17 protein-coding genes are annotated in these 20,699 nt (G+C 68.2%); 9 read left to right on the forward strand and 8 right to left on the reverse strand.

The window, feature by feature from the left end:
- Window positions 1-36 precede the first annotated feature (36 nt).
- Complete coding sequence (locus tag ACIBVN_RS33630) at window positions 37-459, forward strand: Rv3654c family TadE-like protein (RefSeq protein ID WP_397143526.1); 423 nt, start codon at window positions 37-39, stop codon at window positions 457-459.
- 304 nt (window positions 460-763) lie between these two features.
- Here the strand turns inward: ACIBVN_RS33630 and ACIBVN_RS33635 are convergent, their stop codons facing one another.
- Entirely contained in the window at window positions 764-1,063 is a 300-nt protein-coding gene (locus ACIBVN_RS33635) for a class I SAM-dependent methyltransferase (protein ID WP_397143343.1), read from the reverse strand.
- Between the two features lie 519 nt (window positions 1,064-1,582).
- Here ACIBVN_RS33635 and ACIBVN_RS33640 point away from each other — a divergent pair.
- Window positions 1,583-3,247, forward strand: coding sequence for a hypothetical protein (locus ACIBVN_RS33640; protein WP_397143345.1), 1,665 nt, complete (start codon window positions 1,583-1,585; stop codon window positions 3,245-3,247).
- Window positions 3,248-3,502: 255 nt separating this feature from the next.
- Here ACIBVN_RS33640 and ACIBVN_RS33645 read toward each other — a convergent pair whose 3' ends face one another.
- The gene (locus tag ACIBVN_RS33645) at window positions 3,503-6,115 is read right to left on the reverse strand and encodes a DEAD/DEAH box helicase (protein WP_397143528.1); all 2,613 of its coding nucleotides are present in this window, start codon (window positions 6,113-6,115) and stop codon (window positions 3,503-3,505) included.
- A gap of 409 nt (window positions 6,116-6,524) precedes the next feature.
- Here ACIBVN_RS33645 and ACIBVN_RS33650 point away from each other — a divergent pair, with 409 nt between their 5' ends.
- The 3 genes from ACIBVN_RS33650 (at window position 6,525) to ACIBVN_RS33660 (ending at window position 8,441) form a co-directional block, all read left to right on the forward strand.
- Window positions 6,525-6,875, forward strand: coding sequence for an STAS domain-containing protein (locus ACIBVN_RS33650; RefSeq protein WP_043629845.1), 351 nt, complete (start codon window positions 6,525-6,527; stop codon window positions 6,873-6,875).
- A 1-nt stretch (window position 6,876) separates the two neighbouring features.
- A complete protein-coding gene (locus ACIBVN_RS33655; protein WP_397143346.1) occupies window positions 6,877-7,299 on the forward strand; it encodes an ATP-binding protein in 423 nt (140 codons plus the stop codon).
- A gap of 395 nt (window positions 7,300-7,694) precedes the next feature.
- Window positions 7,695-8,441: a YbaB/EbfC family nucleoid-associated protein gene (locus tag ACIBVN_RS33660; protein WP_397143348.1), complete on the forward strand. Its 747-nt coding sequence runs from the start codon at window positions 7,695-7,697 to the stop codon at window positions 8,439-8,441.
- Window positions 8,442-8,615: 174 nt separating this feature from the next.
- Here the strand turns inward: ACIBVN_RS33660 and ACIBVN_RS33665 are convergent, their stop codons facing one another.
- Window positions 8,616-10,331, reverse strand: a complete 1,716-nt coding sequence (locus ACIBVN_RS33665; protein ID WP_397143350.1) for a LysM peptidoglycan-binding domain-containing protein — start codon at window positions 10,329-10,331, stop codon at window positions 8,616-8,618.
- A gap of 958 nt (window positions 10,332-11,289) precedes the next feature.
- Here ACIBVN_RS33665 and ACIBVN_RS33670 point away from each other — a divergent pair.
- Window positions 11,290-13,605, forward strand: a complete 2,316-nt coding sequence (locus ACIBVN_RS33670) for a sodium-translocating pyrophosphatase (protein WP_397143352.1) — start codon at window positions 11,290-11,292, stop codon at window positions 13,603-13,605.
- A gap of 369 nt (window positions 13,606-13,974) precedes the next feature.
- Window positions 13,975-14,442, forward strand: coding sequence for a SixA phosphatase family protein (locus tag ACIBVN_RS33675; protein WP_397143356.1), 468 nt, complete (start codon window positions 13,975-13,977; stop codon window positions 14,440-14,442).
- Window positions 14,443-14,449: 7 nt separating this feature from the next.
- On the opposite strand, the gene serB is transcribed toward ACIBVN_RS33675, so the two are convergent.
- The 4 genes from serB to ACIBVN_RS33695 form a co-directional block, all read right to left on the reverse strand.
- Window positions 14,450-15,667 carry a phosphoserine phosphatase SerB gene (gene serB / locus ACIBVN_RS33680; protein WP_397143358.1) on the reverse strand — a complete coding sequence of 406 codons (1,218 nt, stop codon included), beginning with the start codon at window positions 15,665-15,667 and terminating at the stop codon, window positions 14,450-14,452.
- A 171-nt stretch (window positions 15,668-15,838) separates the two neighbouring features.
- On the reverse strand, window positions 15,839-16,369 hold the full coding sequence (locus ACIBVN_RS33685; RefSeq protein WP_397143360.1) for a hypothetical protein: 531 nt from the start codon (window positions 16,367-16,369) through the stop codon (window positions 15,839-15,841).
- A 100-nt stretch (window positions 16,370-16,469) separates the two neighbouring features.
- Window positions 16,470-17,480: an S-adenosylmethionine:tRNA ribosyltransferase-isomerase gene (locus ACIBVN_RS33690; protein WP_397143362.1), complete on the reverse strand. Its 1,011-nt coding sequence runs from the start codon at window positions 17,478-17,480 to the stop codon at window positions 16,470-16,472.
- A complete protein-coding gene (locus ACIBVN_RS33695; protein WP_397143364.1) occupies window positions 17,477-18,133 on the reverse strand; it encodes an SDR family oxidoreductase in 657 nt (218 codons plus the stop codon). The genes ACIBVN_RS33690 and ACIBVN_RS33695 overlap by 4 nt, the downstream gene beginning before the upstream one ends.
- 94 nt (window positions 18,134-18,227) lie before the next feature.
- Here ACIBVN_RS33695 and ACIBVN_RS33700 point away from each other — a divergent pair, with 94 nt between their 5' ends.
- Together ACIBVN_RS33700 and ACIBVN_RS33705 are read left to right on the forward strand one after the other, a co-directional pair.
- Window positions 18,228-19,343 (forward strand): GAF domain-containing protein, encoded by a 1,116-nt coding sequence (locus tag ACIBVN_RS33700; protein ID WP_397143366.1) that lies wholly within the window; start codon window positions 18,228-18,230, stop codon window positions 19,341-19,343.
- Complete coding sequence (locus ACIBVN_RS33705) at window positions 19,340-19,954, forward strand: response regulator (RefSeq protein WP_397143368.1); 615 nt, start codon at window positions 19,340-19,342, stop codon at window positions 19,952-19,954. Before ACIBVN_RS33700 ends, ACIBVN_RS33705 begins: the two co-directional genes overlap by 4 nt.
- 6 nt (window positions 19,955-19,960) lie before the next feature.
- On the opposite strand, the gene ACIBVN_RS33710 is transcribed toward ACIBVN_RS33705, so the two are convergent.
- Complete coding sequence (locus tag ACIBVN_RS33710) at window positions 19,961-20,611, reverse strand: hypothetical protein (RefSeq protein ID WP_397143370.1); 651 nt, start codon at window positions 20,609-20,611, stop codon at window positions 19,961-19,963.
- Window positions 20,612-20,699 lie beyond the last annotated feature (88 nt).

Below are 20,699 nucleotides of genomic sequence, written 5' to 3' on the forward strand. Positions count from 1 at the left end.
TACCGAGCCCCCGAACCCGCTCAGAGCGGGGAGGTGGTGCAGCGCGCTGGCGGATGGGCGCGGGCCAGGAAGAAACGAGACCCCAGGAGAGGGGAGGCACCGATCAATCCCAAGGAAAGAGGCTCAGCCACGATCTGGGGCGTAGCCCTCATGGGCCTCCTGATGACCGTGGCGACCGCGTTCGCCACGCTGGGCTCGGTACGCGTGGCATTCCACCGGGTGAACAGCGCCGCTGACCTCAGCGCCCTGGCAGCGGCAAAGCTAGCGATGATCAACCCAGAGGACGCATGCGCCAGAGCCGCCGCCCTCGCCACGCAGAACGGCGTCGAGCTCACCCGATGCCAAATCACCAACGAGGTCGCCGATGTCTGGACCGCATTGCCGATCTCGCTGCCGTTATTAGGCAAGCGCACGCTGACAGGCAGAGCCCGCGCCGGCCCAGCAGTGACAACACCATGATCGAAACAAGCCGCGGGGCGCGGCGCTGAAAGCCACGAGGAGTCACCGGGCACGGCGTCGCGGTCCCAAGGCCGAAGAGCACTCATCGAGTACGCGCGCACCAGTAAGCAGCAGGAAGTGCATTCATCCGGTACGCGTACCGGCAAGCAGCAGGAAGAATGGAACACGACGCCGACGTGCCAGCTCAGCGAGATCGCCGTTGAAACGGTCCTCGATGGGCGCGCACTCCCTCGCCTGCTGCGGTGTCGGGTAGGCCCGACACTTGTACGCCGTCCTCACGCCGATCACCTTACAAACGACGTCGTCAGGTGTAAGCAGAATGCTGGATGACGTTCCGCGTTTCCTCCCCGCCATGAAGGACGGGCCTCCACGCTGTAGATGCTCGGTGAAAGGCCAGCCGTGAAACGATCAGATCGAAAGATGACGGTGGTGCGGAGAAGTCCTCGATGATGTCGGCCAGTTCCACGCGGCCGGATGTTCCGCGCAAGGCCGCATTGCCGGCCTCGACCATCGCCGCCGAGCCGTCCAACCCCAGGTAACTCCGGCAACTGGCGTTCAACAGGACCTGTCCGATGGCCGCGTCGCCGCACCCGAGATCCAGCACCCGAAGCCCCGCGACCCTACCCAACTGCCGGTTCCTCCATCACGTGGTTGGGGCTGGAGACGCCGCTGTGCCGATGCTCGAGATACCGCTCGAAGACCTGAGGCATGTCATAGAAGGAGCCACCACGTCCACTTCCAGTCACGGGCAGGAGTGTAGATGGACAAAATGCACCACCAAGGTGTTCGCTCCCACAATGCGCCGGCCGGCGGCTAATCCGACATATGCGTCGAATGGTGCGCAAAAAGCGAGGTGGTGGTTGAGGCTTACGAGGTTAGGTCGCAATCTAGTCACGACTACTTAGACGTGGTGTCCAAGAGTTGTATATGTCCCGTAAGGTTCCGCTTACCCTCGGTCCATGCCGTATGTGACAGGACGTCTGGGAGAGCCGGGACGAAGTCGCTAGGGTGCGGATCCGGGGGCGGTCGGTGACCGTATCGGCCGGGCGGACTGCACTTCCGGTCGTCGCGTGAACGCCCCAAGGCGGTCAGGCGGCGCGAGGCTCTCGATGGAGGAAGCGTCGTGACGGTTGTCGGCAGAGTGGTGGCCGCAGGAGTCATCGTGGCGGGGTCCGTCGCACTCGGCGGATCTGCTCAGGCTGCCGCGGTGACGTTGCGTGCCGACGGGCAGATCACCTCGCCCTCCGATGGTCAGGTGGTTTCGAACTCGCCTGTGACCGTTTCCGCGCATACGGGCGTGATGCAGCTGAACGTGGGCCTGTACGTCCAAGGCCCCTCCATGCCCAGTCAGAAGGTCGCCGGGGGCGGAGCGAACCAGACGATCTCCGGCACGTTCGACGCCGGCAGCGCCCCCAACGGCACCTTCACCGTGACTCTCAAGGGAGAGATCACCAGCACCACGTACGCGACCAGCACGTTCAAGCTGCAGCGGCCGCCCGAGGTGCCGGGCAACGTGAAGGCCACCAAGCAGGGCACCGCCAAGGTCCTCGTGACCTGGACCAAGGGCTCGGAGCCCGACCTGCAGTCTTATGAGGTCTCCAACAGCCAGTCCGGCATCGTGGGGAGGCTGCCTGTCGACAGCGCGTGCTCCGGATCCTCGTGCCAGGCGGCACTGTCTGTGCCGGCCAAGGCCAAGGGGCAGAAGGTGGGGTTCGCGGTCAAGGCGTTCAGGGGTGACGGCGACGGCGGCTCGATCGGATCGGGTAATTCGGCCGCCGCGTACGTCGCCTTCCCGGCGGCGCGGAAACCCAGGACGACCGCCGATGCCCGGACGCCCAAGACCACCAAGAACGTCGATCCGCTGCCCACCCTCCCAGCCAACAGGCAGACCCTGCCGACGAGCAGGCCCACGACTCATAAGAGACCGGCCACCAAGCTGCCGGCCATACCCGACACCGACCCCGACGGCAACCTCCCGATCCCGACCGCAGACGCGACGGGAGGTCTCACACCAGCCGATACGAAGAACGGCACGCAGTTCGCTCCCGCGCAGCCCGTTGACGCGAAGGCACAGTCGGGCGAGTCGCCGATCGGGAACCTCGGCCAGTACGGCGTCTACGTCGCGGCGGGCACTCTCCTGTTGCTGGTCGGCGCCCACGCGGGAGCCTGGGCGCGGCGGCGCGCGCTTGCCGCGGTCGGGGCAGGCGGCTCCACGCCCGGTGCGACCGCTGCCGCCGCGAGCGTGCCGTCGCCCGGTGGGGTGCAGGTCAAGCAGGGGAGCGACAGCGTCACCGCCGCCGCAGCGGCGCCCCGGAGACGGCCCGCGGTGATCCTGGCGGTCGCCAAGACTCGCATTCCCGATCGGTCGGCACAGGTCCGGCAGCCGTTGTCGGCGGAGCGTCCTGACGCGGCGGATGCTGACCGGACGCCGTCGCCGGCTCTGGATCAGAAGCGCAAGGAAGTGCCCGCCGTGCTTCCGCTCCACGCTGAGGCGGAGGAGGTGCGAGGCGTCGCGGAGAACCGTAAGGCTCCGGTTCGTATCGCCTTGCCCAGTTCCGCGGTCACCGACGTTCCCGAGTCGGATGCCTCCCCCGACCGGCCCGCCGTACGGATCGAGGATCGCTGGGACGACTACCTGCCGCCGTCGCCCAGGTCCATGGAGGACAGCGGGTTCTGGGAGCGTCCACAGCCGGGGTCCGCCGATTTCTGGTCCGCCGACGATGACAACAAGGAAGCGGCCGAGGAACGCGCTTACGCCGGCCGCCGGCACACGGGTGGCGAGAGCTAGATTTCATCTGATGAATCGTTGTCCAGCTATGCCCTGGGATCTTTATCGAAGGCTCTGGCCTGGGCGTAGAGCGTGGTTGCCGGTCATCCGGAGCCTGAGGGTGAGACGGGTGGTGTCGTCTCGGATGACCGCGCGCCGCTGCAGGTGAGGCAGGGATCTGAGGCTTCGGGGCGGCGGGGCTGTGCGCCTTGATGAAATGAATTCAGCGGATGGTGGGCGTGACCGTGGCCGGCGCACACGCAGCACGACAGTGGCTCATTGAGGGTTCAGCAGCGTGTTGAGGAGGCGGACAGCCCCTCGTTTGTCCAGAGGATTGTTGCCGTTGCCGCATTTCGGGGACTGGATGCAGGAAGGGCAGCCGCGTTCGCATTCGCAGGACGTTATGGCTTCGCGCGTGGCGGTCAGCCAGTCCGTCGCGCGGGCGTAGCCGCGTTCGGCGAACCCCGCGCCGCCCTCGTGGCCGTCGTACACGAAGACCGTGAGCAGGCCCGTGTCGGCGTGGAGCTCGGTGGAGACGCCGCCGATGTCCCAGCGGTCGCAGGTGGCGAAGAGGGGGAGCAGGCCGATGGAGGCGTGCTCGGCGGCGTGGGCGGCTCCACCGAGATCGATGCCCGCCTCTGCGAGGGGGGCCACGGCTGAGGCGGGGAGCGTCCACCAGACGGCGCGGGTACGGAGGGTGCGTGGCGGCAGTTCGAGGGGCTCGTCGCCGAGCATTTCGCCTGATTGGAGGCGTCTCTTGAGGTACGAGACCACTTGCCGGGTCACCTCCACCTCGCCGAAGTGCAGGGTGCCGGTGCCCAGGGGGTGGGAGCGTTGGGTGGCGAGGATGGAAATGTCGGTTATGTCGCGAGCGAACGTCGTGAAGTCCGGGTTGGCGCTCGAGACCAGAGCCACTCCGGCCTCCAGATCAAGGAGCTCCACCAGGAACGTCTCGCCCTGATGGAGGTAGACCGCGCCTGTGTGCACCGTGGTGTGGGCGGACGGCTCGTCCACGCTGCCCAGGAGGCGGCCGGTCGACGACTCCACGACCTGGATGGGGGCGCCTCCGCCGCCCCGGATGTCGGCGAGGTCGGTGGCGCGCTCCCGCCTGGTCCAGAACCAGCCGGCGGGACGCCTCCTGAGCAACCCCTGGGCGACCAGGTCGTCGAGGACGGTTGAGGTGGTGTCGCCGAAGATGGGCAGGTCGTCGTCGGTCAGCGGGATCTCGGCGGCCGCGGCGCAGAGGTGGGGGCCGAGCACGTACGGGTTGTCGGGATCGAGGACGATCGCCTCCACGGGCTGGCCGAACAGGGCCTGGGGGTGGTGCACGAGGTAGGTGTCCAAGGGGTCGTCCCTGGCGATCAGCACGGCGAGCGCGTCCTGGCCGTCGCGACCCGCCCGGCCCGCCTGCTGCCAGAGCGAGGCGCGGGTGCCCGGCCAGCCTGCGATCAGCACGGCGTCCAGGCCTGAGACGTCCACGCCCAGCTCGAGGGCGTTCGTGGAGGCCAGGCCCATGAGCGTGCCCGCGCGGAGAGCCTTCTCCAGGAGCCTGCGGTCTTCCGCGAGGTAGCCGGCCCGGTAGGCGGCGATCTTGTTGGGGAGGTCGGCCCAGTCCGGATGGGTGGGGGAGTCCGGGATTGCCCAGGTGAGAGAGCTCTCCGCGACCGGCCCACTCGCTTCGTCGGCCTGGCCGGTGGCGCGTCCGCCATGGCGGGTGGCGCGTTCGTCCTGGCGGGCGGCGTCCTGTTGTGGCGTGCCGGGTTGGTCGGCGGAAGCGCTCGTCGTTTGGGTCGCGTCGGCTGCGGCTGCCCTTGTGCTGCTGGTTTGGGCTGCGGCGGCCTTTGCGCTGGTGTTTCGGGTTGCGTCGGCTGCGGCGGCCTTTGCGCTGGTGGTTTGGGTCGCGTCGAGTGCGGCTGCTCTTGTGCTGGTGGTTTGGGTCGCGTCGGGTGCGGCTGCCCCTGTGCTGGTCGTCTGGGCTGCGCCAGGCGCGTGCATTGAGGTGCCCACTGTCTGGGTGGCACCGGATACGTCGCCGGGAGCGTCCGCCGTCCGGATGGCGTCGGGTGCGTTCGTCGGAGTCGGTGCCGTCTGGGGCATGTCGGCTGTGGCAGGAGTCGGTGTGGCCGGCGTACCCGGGAAACGGGCCGAGAGGGAGAAGGCCACGTCGGCGAGCTTGGCGCGGGCCGTCAGGGCGACCGTCTCGGCGCCGCGGCGGGAGCGGACGAAGGCGAGCGTGCGGACGTCCGCGAGGACGAGGTCCGCCAGCAGATCCGCCGCCTCCGCCGTGGCCGTACGCCGCACAGGTGCCCCTCCCTCGCCCCGTAGCTCCGTCAGAGGCGGCTCCCACAGCGCGATGGTGGTCGCACCCTTGGGCGAGGCGTCCACGGTCACCTCGTCCATCTCAAGCCCCGTCAGCCTCATCGCGAACGCTCCCGGCTCGCTGGCCGTCGCCGACGCGAGCAGGAACGTGGGGCGCGAGCCGTACCGGGCGCAGACGCGGCGCAGGCGGCGCAGGATCTGGGCGACGTGGGAGCCGAAGACGCCGCGGTAGCCGTGGCACTCGTCCACCACGACCAGGCGCAACCGGCGGAAGAACGACGACCATTGGGCGTGACGAGGCAGGACGCTCCGGTGCAGCATGTCCGGGTTCGTCAGGACGTAGTTGGCGTGCTGGCGCACCCACGTACGTTCCTCGAACGGCGTGTCGCCGTCGAAACAGGCGGCGCGCAGCTGGGTGATGCGCAGTTCGCGCAGGCTGCGCAGCTGATCGGCGGCCAGGGCCTTGGTCGGCGTGAGGTACAGGATCGTGCCGCCGTCGAGGCAGGTGGCGACCGCGGGGGTCAGGTACGCAAGGGACTTGCCGGAGGCCGTGCCTGTGGAGATGATCACGTTTCGGCCACGAAATGCCAGGTCGGCGGCCTCGTACTGGTGGGGCCAGAGTCCTGTCACCCCGCGGTTCGCCAAGCGCGTAACAAGCACTTCTGGCGTCCATTTGGGCCATTCGGCTTGACCGGCCTGACGTGCTGGAACATGCTCCACATGGGTGACGCGCTCATGACGTGCGGGAACACCAAGCAGGTGGCGGAGGAGTGGACCTGCCTGTTGTGGGGAGGATGCGGAGGAAGTCACTGTTTCCAGTCTTGCATCTGTGGGCAAAGTCGCCGGGAATCGTGATTTCGTATAGACACAAGCCAGACGCATGGTTGAATGCCGCGCGTCAGGGTCGGACGATCTGGGGCCACGCTCCAGATTGCCAGGCCCAAGAGAGTAGTTTCGCAGGCGAGGCGCTGGAGGATCTGTGGATCTGAAGTTGGATCACCGCACCGAAGACCGACTCACCATCGTGGAGGTCGAGGGTGAGATCGATGTCTACACGGCGCCGAGATTGCGTGAGCTCCTCATTGACCTGGTCAACAAGGGCAACTTCCACCTTCTCGTCAACATGGAGAAGGTGGACTTCCTCGACTCCACGGGCCTCGGTGTCCTGGTCGGGGGGCTCAAGCGGGTTCGTGCACACGACGGCTCGCTCGAGCTGGTGTGCACGCAGGAGCGCATCCTCAAGATCTTCCGGATCACCGGACTGACCAAGGTCTTCGGGATCTACGCTTCGGTCGACGAGGCCAAGGAAGCTCACGGCAAAGACAAGTAGCATGGCTACCGTCGAGCTGACGTTCAGCGCTCTCCCCGCGCATGTGCGGACCGCGCGGCTGGTGGCGACGGCGATAGCTCGCCGCACCGGCGTGGCGGAGTCACTGCTGGACGAGGTCAGGCTCGCCGTGGGTGAGGCATGTTCCCGGGCAGTCGAGGCGCACCGCGTCCACTGTCCGGGCGAGCCCATCCGCATCGAGCTGCGTGACGACTCCGGGCGTTTCGAAGTCACGGTCAGCGATCAGGCCCCCAGCGATGAGATCAAGCAAGAGCAGCCCCTCGATCTGGGCATGCTCTCTGACTCGTTCATGTCGGGCTTCGGCATCGCGGTCATCGAAGGTCTGGCCGACGACGTCGAGGTCTTCCCGAGCCCGAAGGGCACGAACATCCGCATGAGCTGGCCCGCCGCCGGCCACGTGGGCTGAGCCGGTCGCCTCGCTTGCCGGGGCTGGGCGCCTCTTTTGCGGCGCTCAGCCCTGCAAAGCCCTTCCAACCGGTACGGCGGAGCCAAGCCGGCGCCGCCCGGGCCCCAGCAAGACGCCCGCTGACCCGCGCGTGGCGGGCCGCCGTAACGGCGCGAAGGGGCCGCCCGGGTGGTGGTCGGTGGGGGCTGGTGTTGTGAGGGGTCGTGGCTTGCCTGGTGGAGCCACTGGCGGCGACCCTTCAAGCCAGCTCCTCGTCATGGCAGGCGCGTAGCGTGTCCGGAAGTTCGGGGTCGAGATCGGGTAAGCATCCAACTTCCAGATATCGGGACAGGGCGTAAAGGATGCCCTAAACTGACGGCGAACGTGACGCATGAGCGCTGGGGTGCCGAATACCGATGTCCTCTGGGGCGGATGACGATCGCGAAATATTGGCCGCGATCCAGAGCAGGACCGCGCAGATGATGCGGGAGCCCTTGGCAGCGCAGGCCCGGATCAGCGCGGTCGTCGGCGTCGGCCGGAGTGACGACGGGCTGCTGGTAGCGAAGGCCGACGCCGGCGGTGCGATTGTTTCGCTCACCCTCGATCCGCGCGTGATGCGACGCGACGCAGATCGCCTTGCCAAGGATGTGACCCTGGTGGTCCAAGCGGCACAGCGGGACTCATGGCAACAGGCGCTGGAGATCCTGGACGGTGTTTCCTTGCCCCAGGTCACGCCGAGACCGCTCGGCGAGAGCCTGGCGTACGACAGGTCCGGACAGGCGGTGAGCGCGATTCTCCGCCGTGTCGAGGAAATGTACGGCGCTGTCGCCGGTGCGGATCGCGAAGAGCGGGGAATGCACGACTTCATCGAGACGGAGTACGGCGAGCTGGAAGGGATGGTCGGCACCGGCGCGAGTGCGTCAGGGCACGTAACGGCTGTTGCCGACGCGCAAGGAAAGGTCTCCGAGATAACCATCGAGCCCCGTGCCATGCGGCTGGACAGTCACGTGCTGGCGGATGAGGTAGTGGCGGCCGTCGGCGACGCCCGGCGTGACGCCGTGTCGAAGGTCGAAGAGAAGGCGTTGAACGCCTTCCCGGATCTCGATCCGGCGGCCGACACCGAGTTTCTGTTTCAGGACGGCACCCGGCAAACACGCCGGTGACCCGCCTGCGCCGGGTCTCCGAGAACGTCCCATGAGTCGGATCTCCGGCGGAGCGGCGCCGGCGATGCGTTCGGCCCGCATCGTGCGCGGCTTCACCGCGCTGGGTGCCAGGTACGCGAACGGCGCCTCACGCGTACGGTGGTGAGGCGCCGTTCTGCGTTCCCTCGCGAGGTTTCACGCGTCTTTTCTGAGCTCCGGGATGATCAGCTGTGCGCCGGGTGACAAATTGCCCTGGTTGATTCCGTCGAGCTGCCAGTTGGCCTGCATGAGGAGTGATGCGTAAGTTCCGTCGCCGTACTCCCGCTGGGCTATGTCCCACAGCGTTTCGCCGGACCGCACCGTGTGCGTGGCAGCGCCTACCGGCGGCGTGGCGTTGGGCTGCGACGGCTGAGGCTGGGGATTGTTGTCCCAGTTCCGGTAGTTGGGGACCGTGAGTTCGGGGGCCTCGCTCTGTCCTCGCGGGACCAAGGTGTAGTTGATCGTCCCTGGGAGGAGACCAAGGATACGGCCCTTCCAGAAGGGGTCCATGTTCAGGAAGGCATTAACCGGACCGATCTGCCTTGCCCGGTAGGTGATGCTGTTCTTCGGGACATAGATATCCGAACCGTCGGCCTTCATCTGAGCGAGGCGGGTCCCATTGGGGGTGGCGTAGCGGACGTTCGTCGCCGACATCGGGCGACTCGGGTCGGCGGGCCCGAGTTTCTTCACTCCCCACTTGTCCGCCTTGCGCCAGGCAAGGTGCTTCAGGCCGGTCCCGTTACGGAGAAGTCCGTAGTATCCGGCGCCGAAAATCGCGCTGGTACCTCCGACGATGAGGCCGTCCTGGAGCGCGGCGTTGAAGCCCTTCTTCTCGAACATCATGCTCAGGGCAGTGGCGGCCCCGGCGTTGATGCCCAGCTCCACCGCCATGTTGAACGCCAGAGGATGAGTCTGGGCCAACCTGGTGACCGCGCCGATCCGCTTCAGAAGCCCGAAAGAGCCACCGAGGCCGAACAGGAACAACAGGGTGCCCGCCATACTCGGGGAGATCGCCGCGGGATCGTCCACGCCCCGGCCCCAGTTCGCCAGTGCGGAGTTGACGTAGTTCGCGCCGACGACGCCGAAGCCGTTGAAGTTGAACTCGCCCACCACGGGCTTGCGTCCCCCCACGGACTTCGCGAACGCTCGGGCGAGCACCTTGAGCCTGGTGGCCAGGAGTTTGATCATCCTCACGGCGTGGGTGCGGAGCTGGGTGAACAGGTTCCGGAGGTAGAGCCGTACCGCCGGGTTCAGAATCACCGCGCCCACCAGGATGGCGCCGATTACTGCGAGCACCTCAAGGGTCGCCTTGACGATGCCCTTGTACTTCTGGGTCTCCTCAACCGCGTTGCCGAGAATCTCGGCGGCCTGGTCCGACCGCCTGGCCCACATTTCCAAGGGCTGGGCCTCGTTCGCCCCCCCAGCCGGATTGATGTACCTCGTCCAGGCCGCATGGTAGGTCTGGGCTGCTTCTCCGCCCCATCGCGCCTTCCTGACCTCACCTTCGACCGCGTCGACCTCGGGCTGCAGCTGGCGGAGCCGCTTCGCCGTATACAGGCAAGCCTGCTGCATCTCGGTGAGCCGGCGCTCGTAGTCGTCGGAGAGGCCCAGCAGGTCCAGAGTCGCGTTGAACATCACGGATCCGGTCCACGGATCCGGCAGTTCGCCGTAGTTCGGACGAGAAGGCGGGTCGGCGGGCGGTTTGAGCTGGTCGGCCCAGCCGTAGTTCTCCGAGGCGTACCTGAGGTTGCTCCCACTGTTCTTCAGGGCGCTGGCACGCCTGTACATGGAGTCGGACAGGTCGTGGAAGAACTCGTTGTAACTGCTGGCGAGTTCCGCTGCGCCGTCTGCGACCAGGGCATAGGCGTCCACGCTGCCCTCCGCCTGGTCCACGAACGTCTTGCGGATCTTCAAGAGGTCGTCGGCTGCGTCTTGAGATCTCAGACCTGCTTTCTTGAGATGCCCAAGACCTTCGGGGCCGGCGTAGGTGAAACCACTACTGGCCATGCACTTCCCCAATTGCTAGACGCGTGGCCGTGTGCCGAGATGCCCGTTCTGGCCTCGTGCCGGGCACGCCTCGCTCGACGAGCCGAATCCTTATGAGATCGGTCGTTCGATGCGTGAGCGACACACGAGCCTCCGCCTCTCGATCAGTGAGGCGAAACAAGCCTGGGGCCCGCGGAGGCACCTACAGGCGGCGTCCGCGGACGGCTCCGCTGAGCGGAGCGGCTTGCTTGGCCCTTAACCTGCTAGACATTAATTGATCAGTAAAGATATGGTCAACATACGTTTGTCGGCACGTAGCGTCTTCTGCTGTGGCTGACCAGAGGCGGTCCTCGGGCATCCGTTCACTTGCCGGGCGTCCTGCCGCCTGGAGACGTGTCGCCACGTCATGACGGGTCAGCGGATCGTGCGGGGCGGTAGGAGGGGCGACCGGCGGTCTGTCCGGGGGTCGGCCAGTCGGGTCTGCGACTCCGCTGACGTCAGTCAGTGGCCACCTGGTTGTCGGCTGGCGTGTCGTCCTGGGCCGCCAAGTTATGGTCAGGCTGTATTAAGAGGTTTTCGTGACCGTAAACCGGGGGAAATTTCACCTGCCAGGCCGCAAACCGGCTCGCTGTCAGGGGATTACTAGACGCGCACACAATTAGCCGCCTCGAGAGCCTTCATATCCGTTGAGTGCCTGCGTAGACTCCCGGCACCGGCCAAGGTGATCCGGCGGAACGCGGATTCAACCGGAAGCGGCACCCACAACCCGGATGGTGCCGCAACACCCGCCGAGGAAAACTGCAGCACCGCCCGGGCAGGACGACCGGTCTTGCCGAGGAGAACGATGAGCAGGCACATGCTGGCACTGGAGCCAGCGTCCAATCTGGCCCTGAGTGGAAACAATCTCACCATCGTGATCGTGGTCGCCGCGGTCGCACTGATCGCACTAGCCGTCGCCGGCGGCCTGGTGCGTGAAGTGCTGTCCGCCGGCCAGGGCACGGAGCGCATGCAGAACATCGCGCGCGCCGTACAAGAAGGCGCCGCCGCCTACCTCGCACGTCAGTTCCGCACGTTGGCGATCTTCGTCGTCGTGATTCCCTTCCTGTTGCTCCTCCTACCTGCGGAAACGGATGTCCGAATAGGGCGTTCGATCTTCTTCGTGGTCGGGGCGGTGTTCTCCGCGCTGACCGGGTTCATGGGCATGTGGCTGGCCGTGCGCGGAAATGTCCGTGTCGCCGCCGCGGCCAACGAGTCGGGCGAGAAGCGCGCGATGCGCATCGCGTTCCGTACCGGCGGCGTGGCCGGGATGTTCACCGTGGGCCTCGGCCTGTTCGGCGCGGCCGTGGTCGTCTTCATCTACCAGGGCAACGCGCCGGGCGTGCTCGAGGGCTTCGGGTTCGGGGCGGCGCTGCTGGCGATGTTCATGCGAGTAGGCGGCGGCATCTTCACCAAGGCCGCCGACGTCGGCGCCGACCTGGTCGGCAAGGTCGAGCAGGGCATCCCGGAGGACGACCCGCGTAACGCCGCGACCATCGCCGACAACGTGGGCGACAACGTCGGTGACTGCGCCGGCATGGCGGCCGACCTGTTCGAGTCGTACGCGGTCATGCTGGTCGCCAGCCTCATCCTGGGCAAAGTGGCCTTCGGCGAGCAGGGGCTGGTCTTCCCCCTGATCGTCCCGATGATCGGCGTGATCACGGCGATCATCGGCATCTTCGTCACCCGGATGCGTGACAACGACCGCAGCGGCATGGCGGCGATCAACCGCAGCTTCTTCATCTCGGCCGCGATCTCCGCGGTGCTCGTGGCAGGTGCCGCGTACCTGTACCTGCCCAGCAGCTTCGGCGGCCTGACCGGCGCCACCGTGCAGTCCGACGCCGACCCGCGGCTCATCGCCATCGGCGCGGTGCTCATCGGCCTGGTGCTGGCCAGCGCCATCCAGCTGCTGACCGGCTACTTCACCGAGACCAACCGCCGCCCCGTACGCGAGATCGGCGAGAGCTCGGCCACCGGCCCGGCCACCGTCATCCTGGCCGGCATCAGCGTCGGCCTGGAGTCGGCCGTCTACTCCGCCCTGGTCATCGGCGGCGCGGTCTACGGCGCGTTCCTGCTCGGGTTCGGGAACGTGACGATCGCGCTGTTCGCGGTGGCCCTGGCCGGCACCGGCCTGCTGACCACGGTCGGCGTCATCGTGTCCATGGACACGTTCGGCCCGGTCTCCGACAACGCCCAGGGCATCGCCGAGATGTCGGGCGACGTCGAGGGCGAGGGCGCCCGCGTGCTCACCAGCCTGGACGCCGTCGGCAACACCACCAAGGCCATCACCAAGGGCATCGCCATCGCCACGGCCGTGCTGGCGGCGACCGCGCTGTTCGGCGCCTTCCGCACCGCGGTGGAGGGCGAGCTGGCCAGGGCGACCGCGGACATCAAGTCCGCGCTCGGCGGCTTCTCCACCTTCACCCTCGGCGTCGACCAGCCGAACGTCCTGGTGGGCCTGGTCGTCGGGGCCGCGGTCGTGTTCCTCTTCGCGGGGCTCGCGATCATGGCGGTCGGACGGGCCGCGATGCGCGTGGTCTTCGAGGTACGCGACCAGTTCCGCAACAAGCCGGGCATAATGGACGGCTCGGAGACGCCGGAGTACGGCCGCGTCGTGGACATCTGCACCCGCGACTCGCTCCGCGAGCTGGCCACGCCGGGTCTGCTGGCGGTCATGACGCCGATCGCGGTCGGGTTCGCACTCGGGTACGCGCCGCTGGGCGCCTATCTCGCCGGCGCCATCGCGTGCGGCACGCTGATGGCCGTCTTCCTGGCGAACTCCGGTGGCGCCTGGGACAACGCCAAGAAGCTGGTGGAGGACGGTCACCACGGCGGCAAGGGCTCGGAGGCCCACGCCGCCACGGTCATCGGCGACACGGTCGGCGACCCGTTCAAGGACACGGCCGGTCCTGCCATCAACCCGCTGATCAAGGTGATGAACCTGGTGGCGCTGCTGGTCGCCCCGGCTGTCGTGCTGTACGCGGGCAACCCGGCCATCCGCATCACCGTCACGGTGGTTGCGGTGGCCGTGGTGGTGGGTGCCATCGTGGTGTCGAAGCGGCGGTCCGTGACGACCGAACCCGCCAACAACGACAACCGGGAGCACGCTCCGGTCGCCTCATAGCCCGGCAAACACCCTCCAGACGCCCGCCCCACTGCGTAGGGGCGGGCGTCTCGCTTTCCCGGCTCCAGGCCCCCGCTCCTTTGGCCCGGCTTCCCGCTGTCGATGGCGCTCCGGGCGGTGAGTGGCGGGGTGATTTGCGTCGGTGGTGGCGGTGGACGTGGTGCGGTGGTGTGCGGCGCGACACGTACGGGGACGCCGAGGTCGAAGGCGGGCGTGAAGGCGAGGCCCCTCGGTGGGAAACTGGGCGCGTGACAGGTGACAAGCAGCCCAGCGGCGGAAAGACCCTGGGTTTCATTCTGCTGGCGATGCTCGCCATCCTGGCCGCGATCGTCGTGCTGGCCCTCTGGGCCTCGAAGACAGGGTGATCTGGTGCGGACCTTGATTGTGCTGCGGCACGCGAAAGCCGACCACATCCCCGGGCTGGCCGATCGCGAACGGCCGCTGACCGGGCGGGGCGAGCGAGACGCAAAGCGGGCAGGCGACGAGATCAGGACGGCCGGGCTCGACCCGGACATCGTGCTCTGCTCGCCGGCGCTCAGGACCAAGCGCACCGCCGAGATCGCCTTCCCCGAGGTGGAGATCAGCTACGAGCGGGACATCTACGAGGCGTACCCGGAGGAGCTGCTCGAGGTGGTCCGCCGGACGGATCCCGAGCTGAGCACCGTGGTGCTGTGCGGGCACAATCCGGGCGTGCACGAGCTGGCACTGGGGCTGGCCGGGGGCGACTACGTCTTCCGCCCGGGGGCGTTCGCGGTGATCGAGGTGGAGTCCGCCTGGGAGGACCTCTGGCCGGGCGAGGGGCGCCTGGTCACGCACTGGGACCCCAAGGAGAGCTGACCAGGGGTCACATCGTCAGCGCGCCGTCCTCCGCGTCGGCCGCCTCGACCTCGTCCCGCGAGATCCCCAGCAGGTAGAGGATCGAGTCCAGGTAGGGCGTGTTGACCGCCGTGTCGGCCGCCTGCCGCACCACGGGCTTGGCGTTGAAGGCCACGCCCAGCCCGGCTGCTGCGATCATGTCCAGGTCGTTGGCCCCGTCACCGATGGCCACGGTCTGCGAGATCGGCAGGCCGGCCTCGCGCGCGAACCTCTCCAGCGCCCGCGCCTTCCCGGGCCGGTCCACGATCTCGCCCACGACCTTGCCGGTCAGCCGCCCGTCGATGACCTCGAGGACGTTCGCCGCCGAGTAGTCGATCCCGAGCTCCTCCACCAGCCCGTCGGTGATCTGCGTGAACCCCCCGCTGACGATGGCGAAGCGGTAGTCGAGCCGCTTCAGCGTGCGCACCAGCGTGCGGGCGCCGGGCGTGAGCACGACCTCCTTGCGTACGTCCTCGAACACCTCGGCGGGCAGCCCCTCGAGCAGCGCCACCCGGCGCCGCAGCGACTCGGCGAAGTCCAGCTCGCCGCGCATGGCCTGCTCCGTGACCCTGGCCACCTCGTCCAGGCATCCGGCGTGGGCCGCGAGCAGCTCGATGACCTCGCCCTGGATGAGCGTCGAGTCGACGTCCATGACGATCAGCCGCTTGGCCCGCCGCGACAGTCCGGTGCGCTGGACGGCCACGTCCACCTCTTGGACCGCCGCCTCCGCGGCCAGCTCGATCCGCAGGGAGTCGGGGTCGGCGCCGGAGACCGACAGCTCGATGCAGGTGACTGGCCACTGGGCGAGGCGTTCGATGCGGTCGATGTTCGCGCCGGCGGCGGCGATGCGCCCGGCGATGCCCGCGATGGCCGCGGGCTGGAGCGTGGCGCCCAGCACGCTGACCGACAGGCGGCCGCGGCGGCGCTGCTCCTTGGCCTGGGAGCCGGTGGAGAGCTCCACCTCCATGCCGAGGTCCTCGGCCACGCGCTCGACGGCGGTCCACATGGCACCGAGGGTGGTGCCGGTGCCGGTCGAGGGGCCGCCCGCGTACGCGACGAGCACGCCGAGCGTGAGCCGACCACGGATGACGACCTGCTCGATGTCCGCCACTGTCACAGGAAAGGCGGACAAAACGGAGAAAAGTCGCGAAGTAACGCCTGGCCGGTCGGGACCGGTCAGGGTGATGAGGAGGGTGCGCTGGTCCACATCGAGCCACGGTACTGCGCCCGGCCCGATGCTCGCGAAGCAGGTCGGGCATTCGGGCGCAGGTGTGGCGGTGAACATTCCGTAAACGGCCGGAGCCGCAACGCCCCAGGTGAACGTCTGGTGAACGCAGTGGGCCGCGTCCCTGCGGACGCGGCCCGAAACGTTCCAGAGCTAGCGGACGACCTTGGTCTTGACCGTCTTGCCGTAGCCGTGCTCGGGGACGCCGAGCCGCTCCAGCTCTTCCTTGCTCATGTTGTCCATGCCGGTCTGGAGGTCGTAGGAGACCACGCCGAGCGTGGCCTGCTGCGTGCCCGTGGCGTTCTTCTTCACCTTGGCCTCGAAGGTCATGGTGATGGAGTCACCCTTCTCCAGGACCACCGGCAGGAGGCAGTAGAACGCACGGCCTTCGAGGCCGCACTCGGTGTCCTTGACACTCGTGGAGTACATGATCCGCTTGAGGTCGACGCCCTTGGGGAACGCGCCGCCGACGAACCAGGCGTCAGCCTCGTAGGGCCCCTTGTTGGTGGCCACGATGGAGTACTTGATCGTGCCGCCGGGCTTGACCGTCTTCGACGCCTTCACTTTGACGTCGAAGACCGAGAACGGTGCGTCGGCGACAGTCGTGGCGGAAGCGGGAACAGCCGGGGCGAGCAGGGCGCCCGCCAGCAATGCCAGCGACGCGGCCTTGGTCAGATTACGCATTAAACGTCTCCGGTGAGGAAGTGGGCACGGGGACGCACACGCACAAAGCCCCCGTTAAATGCCCGCTGTTCCTATCACGACGGCAAAATCTATGTAAAGACTATTTCTTCAGAATCAGGTGGGTGTCACCGAACTCGTGCCACAGATATCCGTTCCGTAGCGCCTCCTCGTATGCCCGCCCCAGCGCCTTCTCGCCCGCTATAGCGGTCAGCATCAGCAGATGGCTGGATCGCGGCTCGTGCAGCCCGGTGATCAGTCCCGTGACAACCCGTACGCCGTTCTCAGGGGTGACGACGTGCCGGGTCCAGCCCGCCGCTGGAGCCACCCGCCCGTCCTCGCCCGCGGCCGTCTCCAGTGCCCGTACGGCGGTCGTCCCCGCGGCCACCACCCGGTTGCCGCTCTCGAGCGCCAGGTTGACCAGCCGCGCCGTGGTCGCCGGCACCTCGTACCGCTCGGCGTAGGGCGGCTCGTCCTTCTCCGGCGAGGCCACCCCCGTGTGCAGCGTGATCGGCGCGATCCCGACCCCGCGCGACACGAGCGCCGTCACCAGCTCCGTGGTGAACGGCCGCGCGGCGCTCGGCATCTCCGCGCTCCCCGGCACGGTCGCGAACACGGTCTGGTACGACTCGATCGGCCAGTCCCTGCTCACATACGAGTAGCGGATCGGCACCCCGTGCACCCGCAGGTACGCCTCCACGTCCCGGTCGAGCGAGGCCCGCCACAGCCGCGGCGTCTCCCGCTCGATCAGCCGCAACGTGGCCCGCCCCGGCAGCGGCAGCCACTCGCCCGGCTCGCCCCCGCCGTAGGGCTCGGAGGCCGTGGCGGTACGGCGACGCAGCTCGACCAGCCAGGTGCCGTCCTCCCTGGCGGTGGAGAAGTGCACCGACAGTCGGTCCAGCCGGACGGCCGCGGGCAGGGTCGCCGAGTTGTTCACCACGATCAGGTCCCCGGGTTCGAGCAGCCCCGGCAGGTCGCTGAAGCGGTGGTGCGAGGGCTCGAGGTCGCCGCGCGAGACCATGAGGCGTACCGCGTCCCTGGACATCCCCCTCGCCTCGGGAGGCTCGCCCGCCGACAGCCCGGGCGGCAGCGCGAAGTCGAGCGCGAGACTCATTGCAGGCTCACTTTTCCGCTGGCCGGACGGGCCTTGACGAGGTCGTGCAGCGCCGCGGCCACCTTGGCGGGGTCCGTGGCGGCCGCCGCCTCCTCGGCGCCCACGGCGTCGGCGAGCATGCGGGTGTTCATCTCACCCGGATCGACCCACCAGACCCGCACCTCGGGCTCCTCGGCCGACAGCACGTTGGAGAGCTGCTCCAGGGCGGCCTTGGTGGCGCCGTAGCCGCCCCAGCCCTCGTACGCGCCCGTGGCGGCGTCCGAGGTGATGTTGACGACGGCTCCGCGCGCCGTGCGCAGGGCGGGCAGTGTGGCCTGGACGAGGGCGAGCGGGGCGGTCACATTGGTCTCCAGCAGCACCCTGAACGCCTCCAGCGGGTAGCCCGCCAGCGGCGGCAGCGGCGTGACCCCGAGGTCGCTGGCGTTGTTCACCAGCAGGTCCAGCTCAGGCACCGCCCGGGCCAGCCGCTGAACGTGCTCGGGCTCGGTCACGTCGCCGGGGATCGCGGTCGCGCCCAGCTCGGCCGCGGCCCGTTCGAGGTCGTCCGCGCCGCGGGCGGTGAGTACGAGGTTCCAGCCCGCGCCTGCCAACGACCTTGCCAGGGCGAGGCCGAGGCCGCGGGAAGCGCCGGTGATGAGTGCGGTGTTCGTCATGCTCCCGACGCTAGAAACGCGGCGGGCGGCGTACATCGGGCTGAGGGCCCGCCGCCGCATGGGCACATCGTCCTAGGACCATAAGCTGGGAGCCGTGTCCCCCGACCGAGACGAGATACTGCAGGCGGTGAGCTCGGCGGTGCTCGCCGTCACCCGCCACCTGTCGGTCCGCGAGGTGCTGCAGGTCATCGTACGATCGGCGCAGCGCCTCCTCGACGCCCGCTACGCCGCGCTCGGCGTGCCCGACGAGGACGGGTCGTTCGCCGAGTTCGTCGCGGAGGGCATCACCGACAAGCAGTGGGACGCGATCGGGCCGCTGCCCAGACAGCATGGCATGCTCGGCGCGATGCTCCGCGACGGCACTCCCGTCAGGCTGCCCGACCTGCGCAAGGACCCGAGGTTCGAGTGGTGGCCGAAGGCCCACCCGGTCATGAAGGACTTCCTCGGGGTGCCGATTCGCGACGGCGAGCAGGTGCTCGGCATCATCTTCCTGGCCAACAAACGCACGCTCGGCGGCTTCACCGAGGCGGACCAGGACCTGCTCACGCTGTTCGCCGCGCACGCCGCCATCGCGCTCACCAACGCCAGGCTCTACGAGCGCGGTCGCGAGCTGGCCATGCTGGAGGAGCGCAACCGGGTGGCACGGGAGCTGCACGACGCGGTGACGCAGAAGCTGTTCTCGCTCAGGCTCACCGCGCAGGCCGCCTCCGCGATGCTCGACCGGGCGCCCGAGAAGGCCGCTCAGGAGCTCGAACGGGTCCAGCGCCTGGCCGGGGAGGCCCTGTCCGAGCTGCGGGCGGTGATCGTCGAGCTGCGACCGGCCGAGCTCGACCGGCACGGCCTCGCCGAGACGCTGCGCAAGCACGTGCGCATGCTCGACCGGCTCCACCCGTCCCTGGTCACGTTCGAGTGCGCGGAGCTGCCGGAGGTCGCCTCCGTGGTCGAGGTGGCGGTGCTGAGGGTGGCCCAGGAGGCGCTGCACAACGCGCTGAGGCACTCGGAGGCCGGGAGCGTGTCCGTGCGCCTGGCATACGAGAACGGCAAGCTGGCGTTGACCGTACGCGACGACGGCAGGGGTTTCGAGCAGGCGGAGTCACGCGGCCTGGGGCTGGTGTCGATGCGCGACAGGGCGGAGTCCGTCGGCGGGGTCATGACCGTCGAGTCGGCCCAGGGCAGCGGGACCACGGTACGCATGGAGGTGGGCGTTTGATCCGGGTGCTGATCGCCGACGATCACCCAGTGGTACGGCAGGGCCTGCGTACGTTCCTCGACCTGCACGACGACATCACGGTCGTCGGCGAGGCGGGCGACGGGGCGCAGGCCGTCGAGCTGGTCGCGGAGCTGGCGCCCGACGTGCTGCTGCTGGATCTGAAGATGCCGGTGCTCGACGGGCTCGGCGCGCTCGAGCGCCTGGCCGGGTCGGTGACCAAGGTGGTCGTGCTGACGTCGGTGAGCGACCGCTCCGACGTGGGCCCGGCGATGCGGGCGGGGGCTTCGGGATTCCTCTACAAGGACGTCGATCCGCCGGCGCTGGTCCAGGCCGTGCGGGCCGTGCACGGAGGGCAGGTGCTCCTGGCGCCCGAGGCGGCCGAGGCGATGTTGTCGCCGCAGAACGACCAGCCGGGGCCCGCGCCGCTGACCGAGCGCGAGCGTGAGGTGCTCACGCTCATCGCGGCCGGCCGGTCCAACCGGGAGATCGCCAGGAGCCTCGCCGTCGCCGAGAAGACGGTCAAGACCCACGTCTCCAACGTGCTGATGAAGCTGGGCGTACAGGACCGCACCCAGGCCGCGCTCTATGCGGTGCGGCACGGCCTGGCGTGACTGGCCTCAGGTGTCCTTCTTCTTGTTCGTTTCCTCGTGGCTGGCGGGCGGGTTGTACGTCTTGACCGGGGGAGGCGGCGTCCACGTCCGGCCCGGGCGCCGTGGCGGGGTGACGACCTGGGTCTTGACCGTCTTGAGCCAGAGGTAGCCCTTGATGCCGAGGCGCTCGAGCTCTTCCTCGTCGATGTTCTCCATGCCCTGGTCGACGTCGAACGACATCACGCCGACCTTGGCCGCGACCGTGCCCCTGGTGCCCTGCTTCAGCGTCAGCTGGAAGTTGAGCCAGTCGGTCTCGCCCTTCTCAAGCTGCAACGGTCCCCAGCACCAGAACCACTGGCCCTCCCAGGTGCACTTGGTGCCCTTCGGGCCGCCCCAGCGCAGGGTGGGCTTGACGCCCTTGGGCAGCTTGCCGCCCATCCAGTAATAGTCGGCGTAGTGGGGGCCCAGGTTCTTCGCCCGGACGTAATATGTGATCTTGCCGCCGCGCTTGGTGCGAGTGGTGTGCTTGACGGAGATCTTGAATTTCGAGAACGGCTTCGACTGCGTGACCGCCGCGGCGGTGGGCGCGGTGGTGGTGGCGGCGCTCGCCTGGGCGGGCACGGCCAGTGGCGCGGCGGCCAGACCACCGGCTAAGAACAAGCTGACGCTTCTGCGCATGGGACGGCTCCCCGTACGGTGCTGGAAATCCCCGATCATCTCCACGATTATTGCGAAGGGCAAATTTTTCGCAAAGAGCGTTGATCTT

It is taken from the genome of Nonomuraea sp. NPDC049400 (assembly GCF_044466425.1).
Classification (GTDB): domain Bacteria; phylum Actinomycetota; class Actinomycetes; order Streptosporangiales; family Streptosporangiaceae; genus Nonomuraea.